Source organism: Pseudoxanthomonas sp. J35 (assembly GCF_000513995.1).
Classification (GTDB): domain Bacteria; phylum Pseudomonadota; class Gammaproteobacteria; order Xanthomonadales; family Xanthomonadaceae; genus Pseudoxanthomonas.
This window is the reverse complement of the sequence record NZ_AZVB01000001.1, coordinates 349,663-366,926: the sequence shown is the minus strand read 5'-3', so window position 1 is coordinate 366,926 and position 17,264 is coordinate 349,663. Positions and strand designations below refer to the sequence as shown.

At 70.8% G+C, this 17,264-nt stretch carries 14 protein-coding genes; 7 read left to right on the top strand and 7 right to left on the bottom strand.

Annotated elements, in window-relative coordinates:
- Positions 1-51 precede the first annotated feature (51 nt).
- From PSEJ35_RS17095 to PSEJ35_RS16505, 4 genes are read right to left on the bottom strand one after another with little or no spacing between them, the layout of a single operon-like run.
- The gene (locus tag PSEJ35_RS17095) at positions 52-1,179 is read right to left on the bottom strand and encodes a fimbria/pilus outer membrane usher protein (RefSeq protein WP_198014131.1); all 1,128 of its coding nucleotides are present in this window, start codon (positions 1,177-1,179) and stop codon (positions 52-54) included.
- Positions 1,180-1,238: 59 nt separating this feature from the next.
- Positions 1,239-1,790 (bottom strand): hypothetical protein, encoded by a 552-nt coding sequence (locus tag PSEJ35_RS17380; RefSeq protein ID WP_028916263.1) that lies wholly within the window; start codon positions 1,788-1,790, stop codon positions 1,239-1,241.
- Positions 1,741-2,541 (bottom strand): fimbria/pilus periplasmic chaperone, encoded by an 801-nt coding sequence (locus PSEJ35_RS16510; RefSeq protein ID WP_051412412.1) that lies wholly within the window; start codon positions 2,539-2,541, stop codon positions 1,741-1,743. Before PSEJ35_RS16510 ends, PSEJ35_RS17380 begins: the two co-directional genes overlap by 50 nt.
- A gap of 22 nt (positions 2,542-2,563) precedes the next feature.
- The gene (locus tag PSEJ35_RS16505) at positions 2,564-3,061 is read right to left on the bottom strand and encodes a spore coat U domain-containing protein (protein WP_051412411.1); all 498 of its coding nucleotides are present in this window, start codon (positions 3,059-3,061) and stop codon (positions 2,564-2,566) included.
- 333 nt (positions 3,062-3,394) lie between these two features.
- Here PSEJ35_RS16505 and map point away from each other — a divergent pair, with 333 nt between their 5' ends.
- The 5 genes from map (at position 3,395) to dapE (ending at position 9,289) form a co-directional block, all read left to right on the top strand.
- Positions 3,395-4,174: a type I methionyl aminopeptidase gene (gene map, locus PSEJ35_RS0101660; RefSeq protein WP_028916262.1), complete on the top strand. Its 780-nt coding sequence runs from the start codon at positions 3,395-3,397 to the stop codon at positions 4,172-4,174.
- A 23-nt stretch (positions 4,175-4,197) separates the two neighbouring features.
- Positions 4,198-6,819 (top strand): [protein-PII] uridylyltransferase, encoded by a 2,622-nt coding sequence (gene glnD, locus PSEJ35_RS0101655; RefSeq protein WP_028916261.1) that lies wholly within the window; start codon positions 4,198-4,200, stop codon positions 6,817-6,819.
- Entirely contained in the window at positions 6,819-7,724 is a 906-nt protein-coding gene (gene dapD / locus PSEJ35_RS0101650) for a 2,3,4,5-tetrahydropyridine-2,6-dicarboxylate N-succinyltransferase (protein WP_028916260.1), read from the top strand. The genes glnD and dapD overlap by 1 nt, the downstream gene beginning before the upstream one ends.
- 7 nt (positions 7,725-7,731) lie before the next feature.
- Positions 7,732-8,088, top strand: a complete 357-nt coding sequence (locus PSEJ35_RS0101645) for an arsenate reductase (protein WP_028916259.1) — start codon at positions 7,732-7,734, stop codon at positions 8,086-8,088.
- Positions 8,089-8,149: 61 nt separating this feature from the next.
- The gene (dapE, locus tag PSEJ35_RS0101640) at positions 8,150-9,289 is read left to right on the top strand and encodes a succinyl-diaminopimelate desuccinylase (protein WP_028916258.1); all 1,140 of its coding nucleotides are present in this window, start codon (positions 8,150-8,152) and stop codon (positions 9,287-9,289) included.
- 2 nt (positions 9,290-9,291) lie between these two features.
- Here dapE and PSEJ35_RS0101635 read toward each other — a convergent pair whose 3' ends face one another.
- Entirely contained in the window at positions 9,292-10,965 is a 1,674-nt protein-coding gene (locus PSEJ35_RS0101635) for an AarF/UbiB family protein (protein WP_028916257.1), read from the bottom strand.
- 355 nt (positions 10,966-11,320) lie between these two features.
- Between PSEJ35_RS0101635 and asnB the strand changes: the two genes are divergently transcribed.
- Positions 11,321-13,015 (top strand): asparagine synthase B, encoded by a 1,695-nt coding sequence (gene asnB / locus PSEJ35_RS0101630; protein WP_028916256.1) that lies wholly within the window; start codon positions 11,321-11,323, stop codon positions 13,013-13,015.
- A gap of 662 nt (positions 13,016-13,677) precedes the next feature.
- Here the strand turns inward: asnB and PSEJ35_RS0101625 are convergent.
- Together PSEJ35_RS0101625 and PSEJ35_RS0101620 are read right to left on the bottom strand one after the other, a co-directional pair.
- Positions 13,678-13,989, bottom strand: coding sequence for an I78 family peptidase inhibitor (locus PSEJ35_RS0101625; RefSeq protein WP_028916255.1), 312 nt, complete (start codon positions 13,987-13,989; stop codon positions 13,678-13,680).
- Between the two features lie 71 nt (positions 13,990-14,060).
- Entirely contained in the window at positions 14,061-16,451 is a 2,391-nt protein-coding gene (locus PSEJ35_RS0101620) for a penicillin acylase family protein (protein WP_156924695.1), read from the bottom strand.
- Positions 16,452-16,605: 154 nt separating this feature from the next.
- Here PSEJ35_RS0101620 and bfr point away from each other — a divergent pair, with 154 nt between their 5' ends.
- Positions 16,606-17,097: a bacterioferritin gene (gene bfr / locus PSEJ35_RS0101615; protein WP_028916253.1), complete on the top strand. Its 492-nt coding sequence runs from the start codon at positions 16,606-16,608 to the stop codon at positions 17,095-17,097.
- The last annotated feature ends 167 nt before the right edge of the window (positions 17,098-17,264 follow it).

The following is a 17,264-nucleotide window of genomic DNA, read 5'->3' as shown; positions in this document are numbered from 1 at the left end:
GCCTGGCCGCCGGCCTGCTCGCCGCTGCTGGCCTGCATGCGCCATCCCCAGTCATCCTGGTCCATGCCCGCCGAGCGCGACGCGCCCACCGACGCGGTGCTGCCGCGCTCCTGCCTGCTGGCGCTGGCCCAGGCCTGGTGCTGCCGTCCGAGCGGTATCGACAGGTACAGGTTGCCGCTGGTGCCGGAGCCGCGTTCCAGGTCGTGGTTGAAGCTGAGGCTCAGGTGCGCGCCGGCCATGGCGCGTCCGAACGGCTGCGACCAGGTAAGGCCGGCATAACGCGACAGTGGCCGGTCGAACATTTCCTGGCGCACATAGCTGGCCGCCAGATGGCCATGGCCCAGGCTGGTGCCGGCGAACACGAGGTCGGTACGGGCCGGCAGGAGCGAGCCTTCCATGCTGGCGACGTCGCGGAACGCCCGGTCGCGGCGCAGGGGCGAGGCATTCACGTTGAAGCGTCGCCCCTGCCACTGGTATCCGAAGGCCTGCTGGGTGCCGCGTCCGGCCGCGGAATGGCTGGACGCGTACGAAGCGGACGCCACGCCCCCCCCCGATGTCCCAGCAGCACACCGCGCCGGCCCCGGCCATGTCCAGGCCGCGGGTGGTCTCCGCGTGCGCCTCGAGGGTGAGCCAGTCGCTGGCGCCGTGGCGGAAGCTGCCGCTGGCCATCGCGTCGTCGGCGCAGGCAAACGATTCGCGACCATACTCGCGGCGCACCTTGCCGGCCTCGAACGACCAGTCGCTCAACCCGCGCTGCAGCAGCTGGCGCGCGTTGTACAGGGTAAAGGAGAGGGTGCGGCTCTGGCCGTTGATGTCCGTCACCACCAGCTGTGCCTGGCCGGCGCCGCTGAGGATGGGGGGGCTGTCGATCCGGAACTGCCCCGGGCCCACTTGCTGCTGGGACTGGCGGATGCCGTCGACGAACAGGTCCACGGTCGAGGACAGGGCCGCTTCGCCGGCGAACGATGCCAGCGGCACCGTCACCCGGTAGGGCTGCAGGCTGAAGTCGCGCGAGACGCGGATGCCACCGAAGCGCGTGGAGCGGGTCCAGTCGAGCTGGCCGCCGATGCCGTCGCCGATGCGGACGCTGACCATCCGCTCCGGGAAGTCGAGCTGCCAGGAGGTGTCCAGGCGCACGTCGGTCGACGAGGTTTCCGGCCCGTCGCCGGAGCGCAGCACGCCGCTGCTGCGCCACACCCCGGGGCCGGCGCCGAACAGGCGCAGTTCGTACCAGTTGCTCAGCGTGCGGGTGTGGCGGTCGCCCTGGGCGAAGACGTCGTAGTTGAGCAGCAGGCCCGGCGCGCGCGTTCCGCGGACAGCGTCGGGGCGGGCGGCGGGACGTAGCCGAAGGTGGCGGTGGGCCCGGACAGCAGCGCGACCGGCACCATCAGGTGCAGGCGCTGGAGCGAGCCGTCGTAGGTGACCGCGACGCCGGGGATCTCTTCCAGCACCACCGGTGCGCCGGTAGCGTCGCCATCGGTCTCCGGCCATGCCAGGCCAAGCGCGCGCAGCGTGGCCGGGGCGGCGACGAGGCGGCCATCGACCAGGCCGATGGGGGCGAGCTGGCCGGTCGGCGCCTGGTTGATCACCACTTCCAGGAAGAGCTGCGTCGCCCCGTCCGGCAGGCTTTCGGCGCCGCCGTCGACCAGCTCGAGCATGCCCCCGCCGACGCTGCCGGTCGCCAGCGCTGCGGTGCGTACGTCGGCGACGGCATGCGGTGCGGCAAGGATCGCCGCGAGGCTAGTGACCAGGGTGGTCCAGCGGCAACGGCTGCGCTTGCAGGTCGTCATTGAATCTCGCCTTCAGGGACTGGCCCGGCTGCAGGGGAGAGGCGAGGGGCACTGGCCAGCCATGCTGCGACCGGCGAGCACGTATCCCAGCAGGCCCTGGTTCAGGGGGCGCTCGCTGCCGTCGGCCTCCACCAGCGACAGCTGGCTGAGCTTGAGCCGCGTAGCCCCGGCATTGCTGGCCAAGCAGGCGGCTGCCTCCGGCATCCGTTTCCAGGCTGAAGCGCACCGACGACAGGTCGGCCAGGGGTGCCTGTGCCGCGGCGGACGGGACCTGCTGAGCCAGACTGGCCGCCGGCGCGGTGAACACCGGGATCGAGTAGCGCAGGAGGAACTGCAGGCCCTTGCGCGCTTCGTCGGGTGCGGCGGGCAGTTCGTCGACGAGCAGGCGGTAGGTGCGCTCGCGCGGTTGCACGGACGGCGGCAGGCGGATGATGCGGACCATCTGCCTGCCGCCGGGCGCCACCTCGAGCGTGGCCGGGCTGGCGACCAGGTCGTGGCTGCTTTGGAGGACGTCCTCGCCGTCCGCCTGGTCCCAGGCCTGGATCCGTACCTGGGCACGGAGCGGCTGGGCGCCGGTGTTGCTCAGCCAGACGGCGGCCGCCTGCTGCCGCGCCCCGAACTCGACCGTGATCGGCGAGACCTGCAGGTCGGCGGCGCCGGCGGCGGCCGGCGCCATCGTCATGAGCGCCGCCAGAAGTGCCAGGCCCGCATGGCGCAAGCGCGCCATGCGGAAAGGAATCGCTGCCTTCATGGCCGTCTGCGACCTTCGGGGATCAGAAGGTCAGGGTGGCGGTCGCGACATCGCTGTAGTCGCCAGGCTCTTCGTTACCCACCAGGGGGGCGACGGCGTAGACGTCGTGCACGATCCGGTAGGCGCTGCCGAGACCTTCGCCCTCGCCGGTGACGTGCTTGTTGTCGGCGTCCGTGCCCCAGACGGGGGTACGGGCGCTGTCCTGGTACAGCTCGTAGGCGATCTCCTGCGAGCTGGGGCCGGCCATGTGGCGATTGCCCGAGGCGCCCTCGTTCAGGGACAGGGAATAGGCGGTGCCGTTGGTGCACTCGACGGCGATCTCGCCCTCCTGCTCGACGGTGCCTGGCTCCGGGATGGTGGCGTCGAAGACGATGTCGCTGGCGATCAGGACTTCGCAGGTCTCCTGGATCTCGATCCTGACCTCGAAGGTGTCGGTCAGCGGCGAGGCGGCCATCGCGGTGCCCGCGAACCCGGCGGCGGCTACGACGGTGGCGAGGAGGGTGGTCTTGAACAGGTTCATTCCGTACTCCGTTGGTTCCAAGGTGGGTTGCAGCCGACGACGGCAGCGCAGGAACCATGCCAAGTCGGCAAGCGCCTGCCGGATCGTTTAATTCGGGGTACGGGGGGAGGGCGGCCGATTCGGTTCAGCTTCACGAAATATTTGTAACCAAGTTGGTCATATTCTGGTCCAATTGATTCAAATACTTGACCCCCATCACGTTTTTGATCCTAATCAAGAGCGGTTTCCCCCCGAAGCGGGAACCGGGGCCCGGAAGCGGGCGGAGAGCGGCGGTCCCGGCCATGGAACGGCCCGTCGCGTTCAGGATCGGCGCGGATCGGCGATAATCCCCGCATGACCCTGCACCTCAAGACCCCAGAAGAAATCGAGAAGATGCGCGTCGCCGGCCGCCTGGCCGCCGAGGTGCTCGAGATGATCGCGCCCTACGTCAAGCCGGGCGTGACCACCGAGGAACTGGACCGCATCTGCCACGACCACATCGTCAACGTGCAGGGAGCCATCCCGGCCAACGTCGGCTACCGCGGCTATCCCAAGACCACCTGCACCTCGGTCAACAACGTGATCTGCCACGGCATCCCGAGCCCGCACAAGGTCCTCAAGGACGGCGACATCCTCAACATCGACGTCACCGTGATCAAGGACGGCTGGCACGGCGACACCAGCCGCATGTACTACGTCGGCACCCCGTCGGTGATGGCGCGGCGGCTGGTCGAGACCACCTTCCAGGCGATGTGGCGCGGCATCCGCGCGGTGAAGCCGGGCGCGACCCTGGGCGACATCGGCCACGCCATCCAGGAATACGCCGAATCCGAGCGCTTCTCGGTGGTGCGGGAGTACTGCGGCCACGGCATCGGCAAGGTCTACCACGACGAGCCGCAGGTGCTGCACTACGGCCGTCCGGGCCAGGGCCTGGTGCTCAAGCCGGGCATGACCTTCACCATCGAGCCGATGATCAACGAGGGCACCCGCCACACCAAGGTGCTGCCGGATGGCTGGACCGTGGTGACCAAGGACCGCAAGCTCTCGGCGCAGTGGGAGCACATGGTCGCGGTGACCGAGGACGGCGTGGACGTGCTGACGCTGGCGCCCGGCCAGCAGCCCCCGCCACTGTGAGCGGCGCGGACGTGGGTGCCGGCATGGAGCGGGTCCCGGCCCAGGCCGATGCAGGCACGTCCGCACGATGGGCGGCCCAGGCCCGCGAGCTGCTGGCCCAGGGCGACGCGCGCCTGCTCAAGCGCTACGGCCGCGAGGTCGACATCGACCGGCTGCTGGCGCTGCGCGCGCGCCTGGTCGACGACCTGCTGCGCCGCGCCTGGCACGAATGCGTTCCCGCCGAGGCGCCGCTGTCGCTGGTCGCGGTCGGCGGCTACGGCCGCGGCGAACTGTTCCCGCGCTCGGACATCGACCTGCTGGTGCTGGCCGAACCGGATGCCCAGCAGGCCTTCCAGGCGCAGCTGTGCGCCTTCTTCGCCCTGCTCTGGGATGTGGGCCTGCCGGTCGGCCACGCGGTGCGCTCGCTGGACGAATGCACCACCGCGGCCGCCGAGCAGACGGTGATGACCGCGCTGATCGAGGCGCGCCCGGTGGTCGCCAGCGCGGCGACCATGGCGGCGCTGGCCAGGGCGATCGGTCCTGAGCGGATCTGGCCGCCGCGCGACTTCTTCCTCGCCAAGCGCGAGGAACTGCAGCTGCGCCACCGTCGCCACGGCGACACCTCCGACAACCTCGAGCCGAACATCAAGGACGGCCCCGGCGGCCTGCGCGACCTGCACACGCTGGGCTGGATGGCGCTGCGCGCGTTCGGCGTGCGCGACATCGAGTCGCTGGTGAGCCTGGGCCAGCTCGGGCCGGACGAGGCCGCGGCGCTGGTCCGCGAGCGCCGTTCGCTGGCGCGCCTGCGCTTCGGCCTGCACCTGGTGGCGGGCCGGCCGGAGGAGCGACTGCGCTTCGACTACCAGAAGGCGCTGGCCGAGCGGCTGGGCTACCAGGACGACGAGCACAGCCTCGGCGTCGAGAAGATGATGCAGGGGTTCTACCGCAGCGCCGCGATCATCCGCCGGATCAGCGACCGGCTGCTGCAGCGCTTCGAGGAGACCTTCGACGGCGAGGCCACGCCGGAGCCGGTGAACCCGGACTTCGTCCTGCGCCGCGGTTACCTGGCCGCCGCCGCGCCGTACTGGCCCGAAGGCGACCTGCGCGAGGTGCTGGCGCTGTTCGCCACCTGGGCCGGGCTCGGCGAGGTGCGCGGCCTGCACTCGCAGACCGCGCGCGCGCTGGCCGAATCGCTCAAGCTGCTGCCGCCGTACACCGAGGCCGGCCCGGCCGCGCGCGAGCGTTTCATGGCCCTGCTGCGCGGCCCGCGACCGGTGGAGACGCTGACCCGCATGGCCCGCCTGGGCGTGCTCGGCGAATACCTGCCGGCGTTCGCGCAGGTGTCCGGGCGCATGCAGTTTGACCTGTTCCACACCTACACGGTCGACCAGCACACGCTGATGGTGCTGGCCAACCTGGCCGGCTTCGCCAGCGGCGTGCCCGACGAGCGCTTCTCGATCGCGCACGAAGTCTGGCCGCGCCTGCGCAAGCCGGAGCTGCTGCTGCTGGCCGGCCTGTTCCACGACATCGCCAAGGGCCGCGGCGGCGACCATTCCGAGCTGGGCGCGGTCGACGCGCGCGAGTTCTGCGCCGCGCACGGGCTCAGCGAGGCCGACACCGGCCTGGTGGCCTGGCTGGTGGAGCAGCACCTGCGCATGTCGGTGACCGCGCAGAAACAGGACATCTCCGATCCGGAGGTGGTGCGCCGCTTCGCCATCCTGGTCGGCGACCGCGAACGCCTGGACTACCTGTACCTGCTGACCTGCGCCGACATCGCCGGCACCAGCCCCAAGCTGTGGAACGCGTGGAAGGACCGGTTGCTGGCCGACCTGTACCTGTCGACCCGGCGCGTGCTGCGCGAAGGCCTGGAAGCGCCGGTGGACGCGGAAGCCCGCGTCGCCGAGGCGCGCGAGGCCACCCGCCAGCTGATGCGCGGACAGGGCTACGACGACGCCACCATCGACCGCCAGTTCGCGGAGATGCCGGAGGAAAGCTTCCTGCGCTTCCGCCCCGAGCAGCTGGCCTGGCAGGCCGCGGCGCTGGTCGAGGTGTATGCCGGCGACACCCAGGTGGCGGTGCGCCGGATCGGCAACCACGGCGCCGCACTGGAAGTGTTCGTGCACTCGCCCGACCGTGACGGCCTGTTCGCCGCGATCGTGGCCACGCTCGACCGCCACGGCTACGGCGTGCACCAGGCGCGGATCCTGATGGGCCCGCACGGCGCGGTGTTCGACACCTTCGAGGTGCTGCCCTCCGACAGCTTCGCCAGCGGCGATCCGCGGCAGCTGGAACAGGCCCTGCGCCAGGCCCTGGCCGGCGCCCTGGACCAGGTGCGCGCGCCGCGTCGCGCGGCGCCGCGCCAGCTGCGCCATTTCCGCTTCCCGCCGCAAGTGGAGTTCAACACCACCGCCGACGGCCGCCGCAGCCTGCTGGGCCTGGTCTGCCCTGACCGTCCCGGCCTGCTGGCCGACGTGGCCCAGGCCCTGCGCGCCTGCGGGCTTCGCGTGCACGACGCACGCATCGCCACGTTCGGCGAGCGCGTGGAAGACATCTTCCAGATCACCGACGAACACGACCGGCCGCTGGACGCCGCCACGCAGGAAAGGCTGCGTGGCGAGCTGCGCGCGCGGCTGGATGGCAATACGACGACAGGAGCCCCCGCCTGATGGCCGCACAGCCCCCGAAGAAGACCGCTGCGAAGAAGACCGCGCGCAAGCGCACCCTGCTCCCGGCCAGTACCGGCCCGGGACTGGAGGAGCTGAAGTTCTCGATCGACAGCGCCTTCGCGCGCCGCGCCGCGCTGACCCTGGACGAGATCGAAGGCTCGACCCGCCCGCTGGTCGAGCGCGTGATCGCCGGCCTGGAGAGCGGCGAGTTCCGCGTGGCCGAGCCGGACGGCAAGGGCGGCTGGACGGTCAACGAGTGGCTGAAGAAGGCCGTGCTGCTGTACTTCCGCGTCAACGACATGGTGGTGATGGACGGCCGCCCGGCGCCGTTCTGGGACAAGGTCCCGGCGCGCTTCGGCGACTACGGCGAGGCCGAGTTCCGCCGGCTGGGCGTGCGCGTGGTGCCGGGCACGATCGCCCGCCGCGGCTCGTACCTAGGCAAGGACGTGGTGCTGATGCCGAGTTTCATCAACATCGGCGCGCACGTCGGCGAAGGCACCATGGTCGATACCTGGGCCACGGTCGGTTCCTGCGCGCAGGTCGGCAAGCACTGCCACATCTCCGGCGGCGCCGGCATCGGCGGCGTGCTCGAGCCGCTGCAGGCCAGCCCGACCATCATCGAGGACCACTGCTTCATCGGCGCGCGCTCGGAAGTGGTGGAGGGCGTGGTCGTCGGCCACCACAGCGTGATCGGCATGGGCGTGTTCATCGGGCAGTCCACCCGCATCTACAACCGCGCTACCGGCGAGATCAGCTACGGCTACGTGCCGCCGGGCAGCGTGGTGGTGTCCGGCTCGCTGCCGGCCGCCGACGGTACGCATTCGCTGTACTGCGCGGTGATCGTCAAGCAGGTCGATGCGAAGACCCGCGCCAAGACCAGCATCAACGAGCTGCTGCGTGGGTGAGGGACGCATGACCACGCTCTACGGCCTCAAGAACTGCGACACCTGCAAGAAGGCGACGAAGTGGCTGGACCGCTTCGGCGTGCCGTATACCTTCGTCGACTACCGCGACAGCAAGCCTTCGCCCGAGACCCTGGTGGAGTGGGCCGGCAAGGCCGGCGGCTTCGACGCCCTGGTGAACAAGTCCTCGACCACCTGGCGGCAGCTGCCGGACAACCGCAAGTCGCCGGGCAGCGAGGCGGAGTGGAAGCTGCTGCTGCGCGAGCACCCGCAGCTGGTGCGCCGCCCGGTGGTGGTCAAGGACGACGGCAGCTTCAGCCAGGGCTTTTCCGACAACGGCTTCAAGAAGCTGTTCGGCATCGGCTGAGCCGATCGCGCGACCGCATGCGGTCGTATCCTTCCTGCGCCTGCAAACACGGATTGAGTGCATGAGCGAAGTGCTGGACCTGGCCTGCGAACTGATCGCGCGTCCCTCGGTGACCCCGGACGACGCCGGCTGCCAGGCGCTGCTGGCCGACCGCCTGCAGCGTGCCGGCTTCGCCTGCGAATCCCTGCGCTACGGCGAGGTCGACAACCTGTGGGCCACGCACGGCGGCGAAGGCCCGGTGCTGGTGCTGCTCGGCCATACCGACGTGGTGCCGCCCGGTCCGCGCGAGGCCTGGGCCAGCGATCCGTTCGTGCCGGAGATCCGCGACGGCGCGCTGTACGGTCGTGGCGCCGCCGACATGAAGGGCAGCGTCGCCGCCTTCGTGGTCGCCGCCGAACGCTTCGTCGCCGCGCATCCGGAGCATCCGGGCACGCTGGCGCTGCTGCTGACCTCGGACGAGGAGGGTGATGCGATCGACGGCGTGCGCCGCGTCGCCGAAACCTTCCGCCAGCGCGGCCAGCGCATCGACTGGTGCATCACCGGCGAGCCGTCGTCCACCGCGAAGCTGGGCGATCTGCTGCGCGTCGGCCGGCGCGGCAGCCTGTCGGGCACGCTCACGGTGAAGGGCGTGCAGGGCCACGTCGCCTATCCGCACAAGGCGCGCAACCCGATCCACCAGGCCGCGCCAGCCCTGGCCGAGCTCACCGCGCGGGTCTGGGACGAAGGCTACGAGAGCTTCCCCCCGACCAGCCTGCAGGTCAGCAACATCCACGCCGGCACCGGCGCCAGCAACGTCATCCCCGGCGAGCTGCGGGTGCTGTTCAACCTGCGCTACAACCCGCACTGGGACGCGCCGCGGCTGGAGGCGGAAATCGCTGCGCTGCTGGACCGCCATGGCCTCGACTACACGCTGCGCTGGCACCGCAGCGGCGAACCGTTCTACACGCCGGAAGGTCCCCTGCGCCGCGTGGCGCGCGAAGTCCTGGCGCAGTTCGCCGGCGCGCCGCCGGAGGAAAGCACCGGCGGCGGCACCTCCGACGCCCGTTTCATCGCTCCGCTCGGTGCCCAGTGCATCGAGGTCGGGCCGGTCAACGCCAGCATCCACCAGGTCGACGAGCACGTGTCCGTGGCCGACCTGGAAGCGCTGCCTGGCCTGTACCTGCGCCTGCTCGAACGCCTGCTGCTGCCGCCGGCGCGCTGAGCTCAGTTCGGGCCGCTGCGTTCGGGCGGCCGCGCGCGGCGGTCGAAGATCAGCGCGCTCAGCGCGATGGTGATGCCCAGGCCCGCACCGACCAGGAACAGCAGAACGGCCAGTACCGGGTAGCCGAACAGGGTGGCCTTGGTCTCGATCCGCATCAGCATCGCCGAGGACAGCAGCAGCGCCGCGGTCACCACCGAGGCGGCGATGCGGTTGGCGATCTTCTGCAGGTTCTCCATGATCCTGGAGTGGTCAAGGCCATCGAGGCGGACCTGCATCCTGTTCTCCGCCAGCAGCGACAGCGTGTCGGAGATCTTGCGCGGCGCGTCGCGCAGCAGCGCCTGCACCTCCAGCGCCTCGCTGGCCATGTTGGCGGTGGAGAACGAGCGCCGCAGCTGCTTGCGCATGATCGACTGCAGGTGGGCCTCGACCATCCGCCGCACGTCCATGTCCGGATCCAGCGCATCGGCCACCCGCTCCAGGTTGAGCAGGGTCTTGCCGAGCAGGCTGATCTCCGGCGGCACGCGCAGGCCGCGCTCGGCCGAACAGGCGACCAGGTCCAGCAGCAGCCGGCCCTCGGAGGTGCGCCGGCCGCCGGTGGCGTAGCGCGCCACCAGCTGCCCGGTGTCGCGGACGAAGGCGGCGTCGTCGAACTGTTCCAGGCGGGTGCCGATCGCCACCAGCTCGCGTGCCACGTCCTCGCCGCGCGCGTCGACCGCGGCGAACAGCAGCTTGAGCAGGCGCTCGCGCATGCGCGGGGCGACCTGCGCGACCATGCCCAGGTCGATCAGGGCCAGGCGGCCGTCGCGGCACAGCAGCACGTTGCCCGGGTGCGGGTCGGCGTGGATGTCGCCGTTGACGAACACCTGGTCCAGGTAGGCGCGCATCAGCTCGGAGGCCGGCGTACGCAGGTCCAGCTCGGTGCGCTGCAGGCCGGTGACCGAGGTGACCTTCTCGCCATGGACCAGTTCCATGGTCAGCACCTTGCAGGTGCTCAGGCCCCAGACCGGCGCCGGTACGTACAGGTGCGGGTACTCGGACAGGTGTTCGCGGAAGCGTTCGAGGTTCTCGGCTTCGCGGCGGTAGTCCAGCTCCAGCAGCAGGATCTTGCGGAACTCGGCGATCCAGTCGGCGAAGCGCAGGCGGCGTCCGGCCTGGGTGAGGGCGTCGGCGGTGCCGGCCAGGCCGGCCAGCACTTCCAGGTCCAGGCGGATGGCCGCGTCCATGCCCGGTCGCTGCACCTTGACCGCGACCTCGCGGCCGTCGCGCAAGGTGGCGCGGTGGACCTGCGCCAGCGAGGCGGCGGCCAGCGGCACCGGGTCGAAGCTGGCGAAGATGCGGCTGATCCTGGCGCCCAGTTCGTCCTCGATGATCTTCTCGATCACCGCGGTGTCCACTGGCGCGACTTCGTCCTGGATCCGGTCCAGGGCATCGATGTAGGCCGCCGGCACCAGGTCGGGACGGGTCGACAGCGACTGGCCGAGCTTGATGAAGGCCGGGCCCAGCGCCTCCAGGTCGGCAGCGAAGGCCTTGGCTTCGGCGACTTCGGACACGTGGGCGATGGTCGGCTCCGTCGCCGGCGCCGTACTCCAGTCCATCCCGGAGAGGATGCGGCGGTGGCGCGCGAGGCGGGTGACGACCTGCGTGGTGCGGGCAAGGCGTTGGGTGGTATCGGGCAAGGTGGCCTCCGGTGACGGCGGATGCACTGGGGCCTGAAGTATTCGGCCGGTGGCGTGAGCGGGGTGTCAGTTGCCGCAGCAACCGTTGCGCGGCCCCGGGAGGCCGGTTAACGTCGGCTCCATGCACTTCCGCGACCGCGCCAATCCGGGCAATTCCAACCGCAATAACAATGCGGCGAATAACCGTGCGCGACCGATGCGGGAGCGCAGCCTGGCCTAGAACGAAACCGGCCCCGGCTACCAGAGAACCCGCATCCGGCCGATGCGGGTTTTTTTTGTGCCCCGGGAAAGGGCGACCGCTGGCCTCGATGCAGGAAGGATTCCGTAACACCACCAGACCTCCCAGGAGTTTCCCATGTGTTCGATCTTCGGCATCTTCGGCCTGCAGGCAGGCGATGACCTCCAGGCCCTGCGGCGGCAGGCGCTGGACCTGTCCCAGCGGCAGCGCCACCGCGGCCCGGACTGGAGCGGCGTGTACCTGGACGAGGGCGCGATCCTGGTCCACGAGCGCCTGGCCATCGTCGACCCGGCCGGCGGATCGCAGCCGCTGCTGTCGGACGATGGCCAGCTGGCCCTGGCGGTCAACGGCGAGATCTACAACCACAAGCGGCTCAAGGGCGAACTGGAGCAGGCTTACGCGTTCCAGACCGAGTCCGACTGCGAGGTGATCAACGCGCTGTACCGCGAGGACGAACCGGCCTCGTTCCTCAACCGGCTCAACGGCATCTTCGCCTTCGCCCTTTGGGACAAGGCGAAGGCCCGCGCGATCATCGCCCGCGACCCGATCGGCGTGGTGCCGCTGTACTGGGGCCACGACCGCGCCGGCCGCCTGCGCGTGGCTTCGGAGATGAAGGCGCTGGTCGACGACTGCGCCGACGTGGCGCAGTTCCCGCCGGGCCACTGGTACGACACCGCCACCGGCGAGCTGGTGAAATACTACGAGCGGCCCTGGCGCGACTACGCGGCGGTGGAAGGCGTGGCGGTGTCGCCGCAGGACCTGCGCGAAGCCTTCGAGGCGGCCGTGCACCGCCAGCTGATGACCGACGTGCCCTACGGCGTGCTGTTGTCCGGCGGCCTGGATTCGTCGCTGGTGGCGGCGGTGGCCGCGCGCTATGCGCGGCATCGCATCGAGGACGGCGACCGCACCGAGGCCTGGTGGCCGCGCCTGCATTCGTTCGCGATCGGCCTGGAGGGCTCGCCGGACCTGGCCGCGGCAAAGATCGCCGCCGAGGCGCTGGGCACGGTGCACCACGGCTTCGAGTACACCTTCGAGGAAGGGCTGGATGCGTTGCCGGAGGTGATCCGCCATATCGAGACCTACGACGTCACCACCATCCGCGCGTCCACGCCGATGTTCCTGCTGGCGCGGCGGATCAAGGCGATGGGGGTGAAGATGGTGCTGTCGGGCGAGGGCAGCGACGAGGTATTCGGCGGTTACCTGTATTTCCACAAGGCGCCGGACGCGCGCGAGTTCCACGAGGAGCTGGTGCGGAAGCTCGATGCGCTGCACAACTACGATTGCCTGCGCGCGAACAAGTCGATGATGGCCTGGGGCGTGGAGCCGCGGGTGCCGTTCCTGGACCGCGAGTTCCTCGACGTGGCCATGCGCATGGACGCGGCGCACAAGATGGTGCGCAAGGGCGATGCCGGTCCGCAGCGGATGGAGAAGGGCGTGCTGCGCGCGGCCTTCGACGGCTACCTGCCGGCGGAAATCCTGTGGCGGCAGAAGGAGCAGTTCAGCGATGGCGTGGGCTACGGCTGGATCGACGGGTTGAAGGCGCACGCGGAGGCGCAGGTCAGCGACCGCGAACTCGCGGCGGCGGACAGGCGTTTCCCGGTGAACCCGCCGCAGACCAAGGAGGCCTACTTCTACCGTTCGATCTTCGAGCACTTCTATCCGACGCCGGCGGCTGCGGAGACGGTGCCAGGCGGCAAGTCGATCGCCTGTTCCTCGCCGGCAGCGATCGCCTGGGACGCCAGCTTCGCGAAGATGGCCGACCCTTCGGGGCGCGCGGTGGCCGGCGTGCACGAGCAGGCGCTGGGCGTATGAGCCCTTTCCCCTCTCCCCCCGGGAGAGGGGCAGGGGTGGGGGTCGGGTAGCCGCGTAGCCCGGATAAGCGAAGCGCATCCGGGAATCGGAAAGCGCCAGGTGGAAGACTGCTCATATGGGGGAGCAACGCAACATCAGCAGCGTTGGGATCGCCGGCTTCGGACGGAGCCGCGGCAGCGCGGGGGCATGCCGCATCGCGCGGTTCCGCCATCCCTGGCTCCAACGCGCGAACGCAGCACATCCATGTGCTGCTTGCGCCATACCCCCGCGCTACCGCGTCTTCCGGTGCGTTCCGGACGTCGCTTCGCTCTTGCTCCCTTCTCCCTCCGGGAGAGGGGCTCAATGGCGCGTAGCCCGGATAAGCGAAGCGCATCCGGGAATCGGAAAGCGCCAGGTGGAAAACCCGGATGCGGCCTGCGGTCTTGTCCGGGTCACGCGGACGCCTCATCGCGCCGCCAATCGAAGCCACAACCGGGACGCCACCCGAGGACGCCGTACCCCGGGTATCCGGGGCAAGTGGCACATGGATGTGCCACGGCCGTGAATAAGGACAAGGATGTCCTTCTGAGCGGTGACCCGGATACCCGGGGTGCGGCGTCCCCTTCCGGAGCCCGGGATCCTGGCGTTTGCTCTATTCCGGGCGCACACCCGTGCCGCAGGCCTCAGCCGCAGTCGACCGCGGTGATGATGTTGCTGCGGTCGATGTGCACGTTGAGGCGGTCGCGGCGGAAGTCGCGGGTCACCGCCTGACCGGGCCCGATCGGGCGGACCAGGCCAGCGCCGCTCTCGCGCCAGACCCGGCGCATGACTTCCTCGTTGGCCGGCTGGCCGACGGCCCAGGCCACCGGGTCGGCCTGGCAGGCGCCGGCTGCCGTGCCTGCGCGTCCGGGCGCGCCCGGATCGGGTTGGAGCGAGCTGCAGGCGGCGACCAGGCCCGTTGCCAGCAGCAGGGGCAGGACAAGGTGGATGCGCATGGCGGACTCCTCGTTGGGCCTGCGGCGATTGTGCCGCAGGCCGGAGTGGGGCGCCGCCCGGCCTGTTGTCCTCAGTGCCCCGCCGCCGGCGTAAGTACCAGGGTGTGCTGCGCCGGGCCGGGCAGGAACGGTGTCGGCCGCCCGTGCACCCAGTCGTCGTGGCCGGCGCCCCAGAACGGCGAGAGCGGATGGCCGCTCTGCCCGCCGGGCATGTGCACGATGCCTTCGGCTTCGTGTCCCGGGGCGACGACCATGCGCTCGGAGGCGCCGAACGCCGGGCCCTGCACGCGCGGCATCGCGCTGTCGCCGGGCAGCGGCTCGGCTGGCATGCACAGGTGGCGGGCGAGCAAGCCGGGCAGGGCGCCGGACAGCGGATGGCAGATCCGCGCGGTGTTGCGCTCGCCCCAGCTGCGCTGTTCGAGCGGGCCCTTCGCGGCGAGGTCGTCGCGGACTTCGCGCGCGGCGTCTTCCAGCAGCCTCTCCCAGCTGTCGTAACGGCGTGGCAGCAGGTGCGCCGGGCGTTCCTGCAGGAGTGGCCACACGACGCCCTCGAGCTGCGGGAAGTCCGGCATCGCGAAGTCCTTGCCCAACGCTGCCCGCGCCGGTGCGGTCAGGCCGCTGGCGATCCGCGCATGCACGGCCAGGCGCCAGGCGCGGACGAGGCGGTAGCTGGTCGAGTCGACCGTCGCACGGCCTTCCCAATGCGACGACGCGGCAGCCAGCGCGTGCAGCGCGGAACCGGACGTGGCACGCGCGCCCTCGTCACGAAGCAGCTCCCACCAGCGCTGCAGGAACACGGCTCGGTCGTCGAGCTGGATCGCCAGCAGGGTGCGTTCGTCGAAGCGTTCGCCGTCCAGCAACGCGTCGCGGATCTGCCGGGCGCGGGCGCCGAGCGCGTAGCCGCCGTCGCCGGCGATCGCCAGCGCGTCGCCATCGAGCACGCGCGCGTTGGCGGTCCAGACGCGATCCACGTCGGGCGAAAGCAGGCGCGGGGCGCCCCCGGCGCGGATGGTCCACGCGCAGTCCGGCGCCGGGGCGATCTCGCCCGCTGCGGGAGCGGGCAGCTCCGACGCATCGGCATCGCCTCCTGCCTTGCACGCCGTCCGCAGCGGGCGCATGCCGGTGAGCTGCCAGCCGATCCGTCCCCGGGCATCGGCCACGACCAGGTTCTGCGCGGGGATGCCGGCGCGGCTGGCCACTTCCAGTGCCTGGTCAAGGTCCGCGGCACGCGCCATGTCGGCGAAGCCGATGCCGACCGCGCCAGGCTGGTGCGCGACCCAGCGCAGCGCCAGCCGGCGGCCGTCGGGCAGGTCGTGCACGACCGGGCCCCAGGCTGTCTCGCGCACGCGCAGGACGACCGGATCGCCGCCCTTCACCCGCAGCGTTTCCTCGACCACCTGCTCGTCGTCCGCCTCCGGCGACGACGCCGGATACAGCGCCCAGTCGGCCGCGTCGATGTAGCTGTTGGTGAATCCCCAGGCCACATGCCCGTTGCTGCCGACGATCACCGCCGGCAGGCCCGGCAGGCTGAAGCCGGATACATCGACCTGGCCGCCCGGTGCCTGTGGATCCGGCCAGCGCAGGCGCACGCGGAACCAGATGTTGGGCGCGCGCAGGCCCAGGTGCATGTCGTCGGCGACGATGGCGCGGCCGTCGGCGGTCAGCGTGCCGGCCACCGCCCAGTTGTTGCTGCCCGGCGTGCCCTTGTCGGCCAGGCGCGGCGCGCCTTCCTCTTCGGGCACGGGCAGGGTGCGCAGGTCGACTTCGTCGGGGCCGGGCAGCGCCGCGTTGCCGCGCGCGGTGCCCTGCAGTGGCGCGTCCCACTCGTTGCCGTCGTGGACCAGCAGGGCGAACAGCGCCGGCGGCAGGTGCTGGCGCAGCTGCCACAGGCCCAGTTCGCGCGCGTTGCGCGAGTCCTGCAGGTCGAAGTACATCGCGTAGCCGGCCAGCGCCGAATCGGCGACCTCCCAGCGCCGCGGCCGCTCGCGCAGCAGCAGGTAGGGCCAGGGGCGCGTGCGCAGGCCGTCCAGCCCCGCGTTGACGCCATCGGTATAGGCCTGCAGCTCCGCGGCGCGGTCGCCGGTGAAAGCGTCGAGGTCGTGGACCACGCGCGCGCGGATCCGGTGCATGCGGCGTTCGCGGTCGGTGTCCAGCGCGATCGGGCCGAACAGCTCGGCCAGTTCGCCGGCGGCACTGCGCCGCATCAGGTCCATCTCGAAGTAGCGTTCCTGGGCGTGGACGTAACCGAGCGCGCGCATCGCGTCGGCCTCGTTGGCCGCGTCGATGGTGACCACGCCCAGCGCGTCGCGCCGCACCTCCACCGGCGCGGACAGGCCGGCCAGGGGCAGGCTGTCGCCGTCGAGGGTCGGCAGGCTGCCGCGCAGCAGCCACCAGGCCAGCAGGGCGAGGACCAGGACCAGCAACAGCAGCCACGCGAACAGGCGTCGGATCCAGCGGAGCATGCGTTCCCCTTGCGATGCGTGGCCGGCGGCCCGCTGCGGCCGATTATTCCACGGCGGCCGGGCCGGCCAATTGCGACTGATTCCGATTGAAACACCGGCGCCGGGCTTGCGGCAGACTTCGTCCCGCAACCCCCACGCGCACGGAGCCGCCACGATGAAGGGCCACCCCGAAGTAATCGACTGCCTCAAGGAACTGCTGCGGGGCGAACTGGCCGCGCGCGACCAGTATTTCCTGCATTCGCGCCGCTACGAGGACCTGGGCCTGAAGGCGCTGTACGAGCGCATCGACCACGAGATGCAGGAAGAGACCGGGCACGCGGACGCGATCCTGCGGCGGATCCTGTTCCTGGAGGGCGAGCCGGACATGCGTCCGCACCCGTTCACCCCGGGTAGCACCGTGGTCGGGATGCTCGAGGCCGACCTGAAAGTCGAGTACGAGGTCCGCGCCAACCTGGCGGCGGCGATGAAGCTGTGCGAGGAAAAGCAGGACTACGTCAGCCGCGACATGCTCCTGGCCCAGCTCAAGGACACCGAGGAAGACCATGCCTGGTGGCTGGAGCAGCAGCTGCGCCTGATCCACATGATCGGCCTGGAGAACTACCAGCTGTCCAAGCTCGACGGCGACGGCGCGCCGGCCCACGGCTGACGCGCCGCCGCGACGCCGGCGGATCGGCGCCGCCCGGAACGGCCGCGGAAACAGGGAAGGGGCGCCATGGGCGCCCCTTCGTCTTTCCGGATGCCGTTACCTGAGGTCAAATGCGCCGAGCGTCCGCCGCGCCCTCGCGCGACCGGCTTTGCGACGGCGCGTGGCGC

Bases quoted from the DNA above. Each gene is read 5' to 3' on its own strand.
- PSEJ35_RS17380 (WP_028916263.1), bottom strand. From the start codon at position 1,790: ATGACGACCTGCAAGCGCAGCCGTTGCCGCTGGACCACCCTGGTCACT.
- PSEJ35_RS16510 (WP_051412412.1), bottom strand. From the start codon at position 2,541: ATGAAGGCAGCGATTCCTTTCCGCATGGCGCGCTTGCGCCATGCGGGC.
- PSEJ35_RS16505 (WP_051412411.1), bottom strand. From the start codon at position 3,061: ATGAACCTGTTCAAGACCACCCTCCTCGCCACCGTCGTAGCCGCCGCC.
- map (WP_028916262.1), top strand. From the start codon at position 3,395: ATGACCCTGCACCTCAAGACCCCAGAAGAAATCGAGAAGATGCGCGTC.
- glnD (WP_028916261.1), top strand. From the start codon at position 4,198: ATGGAGCGGGTCCCGGCCCAGGCCGATGCAGGCACGTCCGCACGATGG.
- dapD (WP_028916260.1), top strand. From the start codon at position 6,819: ATGGCCGCACAGCCCCCGAAGAAGACCGCTGCGAAGAAGACCGCGCGC.
- PSEJ35_RS0101645 (WP_028916259.1), top strand. From the start codon at position 7,732: ATGACCACGCTCTACGGCCTCAAGAACTGCGACACCTGCAAGAAGGCG.
- dapE (WP_028916258.1), top strand. From the start codon at position 8,150: ATGAGCGAAGTGCTGGACCTGGCCTGCGAACTGATCGCGCGTCCCTCG.
- asnB (WP_028916256.1), top strand. From the start codon at position 11,321: ATGTGTTCGATCTTCGGCATCTTCGGCCTGCAGGCAGGCGATGACCTC.
- PSEJ35_RS0101625 (WP_028916255.1), bottom strand. From the start codon at position 13,989: ATGCGCATCCACCTTGTCCTGCCCCTGCTGCTGGCAACGGGCCTGGTC.
- PSEJ35_RS0101620 (WP_156924695.1), bottom strand. From the start codon at position 16,451: ATGCTCCGCTGGATCCGACGCCTGTTCGCGTGGCTGCTGTTGCTGGTC.
- bfr (WP_028916253.1), top strand. From the start codon at position 16,606: ATGAAGGGCCACCCCGAAGTAATCGACTGCCTCAAGGAACTGCTGCGG.